The following is a 4698-nucleotide window of genomic DNA, read 5'->3' as shown; positions in this document are numbered from 1 at the left end:
TGCTTCAAGATATGACTGGCCGTATTCAGGCATATGCAGATAAAGACACGCAAAAAGTCCTTAAAGCAAAATATGGCGCACTAGATATTGGCGACATTATTGGCGTGGCGGGTGACCTGCATAAGTCAGGTAAAGGCGATCTTTACGTGAACATGGAGCAATACGAGTTGCTAACCAAAGCACTTCGTCCATTGCCAGAAAAATTCCACGGTTTGAGTGACCAAGAAACGAAATATCGCCAGCGCTACGTTGATTTGATCACAAGTGAACAAACGCGCAAAACGTTCATGATCCGTAGCAAGATCGTAAACGGTATTCGCAATTATCTTACCGAACGTGACTACCTTGAAGTAGAAACACCGATGCTTCAGGTTATTCCTGGCGGCGCGACGGCGAAGCCGTTTGTGACTCACCACAATGCGTTAGACATCGATATGTACCTGCGTATTGCACCAGAGCTTTATCTTAAGCGCCTAGTGGTTGGTGGTTTTGAGCGTGTGTTCGAAATTAACCGTAACTTCCGTAATGAAGGCTTATCAACCCGTCACAACCCAGAGTTTACTATGCTTGAGTTCTATCAAGCGTATGCAGACTACAACGACCTGATGAACCTTACCGAAGATATGCTGCGCACGCTGGCAGAAGATATTCTTGGTACAAGCATTATCAAAAACACAACTAAAGACGCTGAAGGTAACGTAACGTCTGAAGTTGAATACGATTTTGGTAAGCCGTTTGACCGCTTAAGTATGGGCGAAGCTATTCTTAAGTACTGGCCAGAAGCTAACGAGGAAGCTATCCGCGACCCAGAGGCGAATCTTGACGCGCTTAAAGCAATGGCAAAACAGCTTCACATTAAAGAGCCTGAAGTTGACGGCATTTGGGGTGCGGGTAAGTACCTTTGCGAAATCTTCGAAGCAACCGCGGAAGAGAAGCTTATTCAACCTACGTTCATTACAGAATATCCGTGGGAAGTATCGCCGCTTGCGCGCCGTAACGACAACAACCCATTCATTACCGACCGCTTCGAGTTCTTTGTAGGTGGACGTGAATTAGCGAATGGCTTTAGCGAGCTTAACGACCCAGAAGATCAGGCGGAACGTTTTGCAAAGCAGGTTGAAGAGAAAGACGCTGGCGACGATGAAGCCATGCACTTTGACGACGATTATATTCGCGCCCTTGAATATGGCTTGCCGCCAACGGCGGGTGAAGGTATCGGGATTGACCGTCTAGCTATGCTATTTACTGATAGCTCAACAATTAAAGATGTTATCTTGTTCCCACACATGAAGCCTCAGGCGCCAAAAGACGCGCAAGAAGCGGGTGAACAAGAATAATCTTAATCCTTAAATTGCGTGATTTAGGTGCTCGGCGCTGTTAAAGCTTCAGCGCCTTAACACGCTCTACTAAAAGGGTATTCTCGGGAACGGGAATACCCTTTTTTGTTGCCATATCTACAATGTAACCGTTGATGGCGTCTATTTCTGTTTGTCTACCGTGAGCAACATCCTGATGCATACTTGAGTAGTTTTCTCCGGTCGCCTTGGCTACAGACAGCACATTTTCATGAACTGACAGTGCATCAAAATCTAGCCCGTAAGCATCCGCTACCTGAGTAAACTCATTGCAAATTGAAATACGGCTTTGTTCAAATTCAGGCTTAGCAATGTGCTTATTTTGGATATTGTGAAGCGCCGTTAGTGGGTTAATCACAACATTAACGGAAAGCTTCGTCCACAATGCTCTTAGAATATTATTTTGGTATTGCACCGGCGGAAGTGCGTTATCTAACGTCGCAATTGCGCTGGCTAGCTGTGGCGCTATTTGTGAGAGGGCGGCCAATGTTTGAGGTGATGGCTTATCTACATTAGGCGCGCCAATTTGCGTTGCGCCAACGCCAGTATACTTAACATGAAAATCGCCGCTCGACGCGCTTACTTTTAACGCGCCATGACTGGTTGTAGCAAGAAGCAACGGATAATCGCCGCCTAGTAAATCTCTTGCGATCTCAAGTCCGCCCATACCGTTGTGAAGCAGCACAACGGTAGGTTGTTGTGTGAGATAGGGAAGCCATTGCAATAGGGCTGCTTTAAGTTGATATACTTTTAAGGGGATTATCAGCACATCACTTTTAGGTAACACGATAGGTGAAGGCTTCGCAGGTTTTAGCGCAGTGGTTTGGCCGTTTTGCCAGTGTGCGCAAGAGGGCATGGTTTTCATGTCTCTGGGGTAGCAGTCATACGGCACGCCATTTTTCTGGGAGCTTGCAGCAATGAGGCTTCCTATGGCACCGCCGCCAACTATATGTAGTTTACCCATTAGCACCTATTAAACATTCAAAGTAGCTTCTATTTTCTTATGACTATTAGCACCTATTAGGTTAGCACCTATTAGGCCGTTCGCGTTTTCCCCTAGCACGCCGGCAGAAAGCGTGCGGGCAGGGAAGGCCATGGATAAGTCTCAGGCGCATTAAGCCCGTTGTACCAAGTCTGCACATCGGCTTCGTTTATGACTTCACCTTTATCGAAAGGTGCAGTAACTGCTAATTCACCAGAAGATAAAGGAAGCTGTAAATGCCATGCATGAAGATACAGCCTGTCTGATGCCTCACCCCCATAAAGTGTATCACCCAAAATAGGTGCGCCAATGCTTTTAAGCGCAACACGAATTTGATGGGTTTTCCCCGAGTGAGGCTTAACGATAAACCCTCGGGTACCGGGCTTAGCCGCGCTACTGAAAAACTGAGTGATAGCCGGGTTTTCTGTGGTTTTTAGCAAAATCCGCTGGCCGCCTCGACGATTTTTCATATCGCCCATTATCATGCCTTGTTTCTTTTTAGGCTTGTGATCACTTAGCGCCAAGTAGTATTTGCTCACACGTCGTGATGAGAAAAGCTCGCCAATTTCTCCGGCTACAGCTGCATTTTTAGCAAGACACAAGCAGCCCGACGTGCCCGTATCTAAGCGGTGGCAAAGATGCAGTTCTGTTACGGCTAACTGCTTTTTTAATCGGGTGACAATGCCGTCTATTTTTTCTGGTTCGCCGTTTTCGGCAATATTTTCTCTAACATCTGCCTCATTAGTGGCATCGTGCATAGCAATGCCAATAGGCTTGTTAACAATAATGAGGTCTGTATTTTCAAAGAGAACGGGGATCGGCTGCACTAGCTATTTTCTAACTCTGAAATGGCTTCTTCATAGTCAAGTTCGTCTACCGCATCGATAATAGCCGAGCGCTTTTCTTGTGGTAGGGCAAGGGCATCTAGCCATTCATCCAGTTTGTCCTGGGCGATAAACTCGCTCGCTTTCAGCGCTGTCATTAACTGTTTTCGCGCTTGCTCAGCTGCTGCTCCATTCGCCGGTGCCGGGGCAGAAGCTGTGACTTCTGGCTCTTTGATCAACGCATCAACCGCAGCAATGGTTTCATCTAGTACTGCGATAAAAGCAGGGTATTGTTCAGCAACGCGTTTGTCGTTTCTAAAGCCGCTTTCTACAGGCTTGCTCGCATTGTGCAAAGCAAAAAGCCCTAGGTTTCCTGTCACGCCTTTTAGTGTGTGAACAAGAGAGTAAGCCTCATTAAAATCGCCCTTAGCAACATGCGCCTGCAAGTCAGCATCAAGAGAACGGTATTCGTCTGTAAACTTACCAAGTAGGGTGAACAACAGTTTTTTGTTTCCACTTAGCTGTGACATTCCAAAATCAATATCGACTACTGTTGTTGACTGATCCATGCAACTATCCTTTTTATTTCGCAACTTCTATTGGGCTATTTCTATTCCAAATGGAAACCGTTTGTCAGTTCATTCGTACCACTTAGCGAATTCAACTGGCTAAAGCCTATTTTACAAAAGACTATGAAGTGTAAGTGTATTTCAGAAATACACAAATTAATACAATCATAGCAAAGTCGAAGCAAGTAAAGCGCTAAAAAGTCTGGTAGTCTTCGAAAATTCGCTTGCGCTATAGAGATAGCAACCTCTGTTTTCACCCAATAAGCCAAGTACCACTCAGTGAATATAGAGTGAAAAGGCAGAGTGAAGAATGTGTAGTAATTTAAAAGGAATCATCATGTCAGGAAAACTGACCCTACGTACCTTCGTTATGACCATAGGCGTCATTGCAGTAACAGCGTGTCAGCACGTACAGGAAGAGAAGACGAATAACCAACTAAACACCGTAGCTGATTCGTCGAACACCGTGTCTATTCCTTACGAAAAGTACACATTAGAAAACGGACTTACCGTCATTCTCCACGAAGACCATTCTGATCCACTGGTTCATGTTGACGTTACCTATCACGTTGGCTCTGCGCGAGAAGAGGTAGGTAAATCGGGTTTTGCTCACTTTTTTGAGCACATGATGTTTCAAGGCTCAAAACACGTTGCCGATGAGCAGCATTTTAAGGTTATTACGGAATCGGGCGGTAACTTAAACGGCACAACCAATACCGATCGCACAAACTATTTTGAAACCGTACCGGCTAACCAATTGGAGAAAGTCCTTTGGCTAGAATCTGACAGAATGGGCTATCTGTTAGAAGCCGTAGACCAAACTAAGTTTGAAAACCAAAGAGAAACGGTTAAAAACGAGCGTGCGCAGCGTGTGGACAATCAGCCGTATGGATTGCGTTTCGAGCTTAATGGTGAAGCGCTATATCCTGAAGGGCATCCATACTCGTTGATGACTATCGGCTATGTAG

General features: G+C 45.7%; 5 protein-coding genes. 2 read left to right on the top strand and 3 right to left on the bottom strand.

The window, feature by feature from the left end:
- Positions 1 to 1337, top strand: a 1337-nt coding sequence (gene lysS / locus QVA83_RS10530; RefSeq protein WP_287498453.1) for a lysine--tRNA ligase, incomplete at its 5' end; no start/stop codon positions are given.
- 40 nt (positions 1338 to 1377) lie between these two features.
- Here lysS and QVA83_RS10525 read toward each other — a convergent pair.
- The 3 genes from QVA83_RS10525 to QVA83_RS10515 form a co-directional block, all read right to left on the bottom strand.
- Complete coding sequence (locus QVA83_RS10525) at positions 1378 to 2319, bottom strand: ketopantoate reductase family protein (protein ID WP_156078072.1); 942 nt, start codon at positions 2317 to 2319, stop codon at positions 1378 to 1380.
- Positions 2320 to 2411: 92 nt separating this feature from the next.
- Positions 2412 to 3164 carry a pseudouridine synthase gene (locus tag QVA83_RS10520; protein WP_061485140.1) on the bottom strand — a complete coding sequence of 251 codons (753 nt, stop codon included), beginning with the start codon at positions 3162 to 3164 and terminating at the stop codon, positions 2412 to 2414.
- Entirely contained in the window at positions 3164 to 3730 is a 567-nt protein-coding gene (locus QVA83_RS10515) for an Hpt domain-containing protein (RefSeq protein ID WP_014948751.1), read from the bottom strand. The genes QVA83_RS10520 and QVA83_RS10515 overlap by 1 nt, the downstream gene beginning before the upstream one ends.
- 337 nt (positions 3731 to 4067) lie before the next feature.
- Between QVA83_RS10515 and QVA83_RS10510 the strand changes: the two genes are divergently transcribed.
- The coding region (locus QVA83_RS10510; RefSeq protein WP_287498452.1) for a M16 family metallopeptidase at positions 4068 to 4698 on the top strand (631 nt) is incomplete at its 3' end.

Source organism: Alteromonas sp. AO-Serp (assembly GCF_017849675.1).
GTDB lineage: Bacteria > Pseudomonadota > Gammaproteobacteria > Enterobacterales > Alteromonadaceae > Alteromonas > Alteromonas macleodii.
The sequence above is the reverse complement of the archived record's forward strand: the minus strand, read 5'-3'. Positions and strand labels throughout refer to the sequence as shown.

Bases quoted from the DNA above. Each gene is read 5' to 3' on its own strand.
- QVA83_RS10525 (WP_156078072.1), bottom strand. From the start codon at position 2,319: ATGGGTAAACTACATATAGTTGGCGGCGGTGCCATAGGAAGCCTCATT.
- QVA83_RS10515 (WP_014948751.1), bottom strand. From the start codon at position 3,730: ATGGATCAGTCAACAACAGTAGTCGATATTGATTTTGGAATGTCACAG.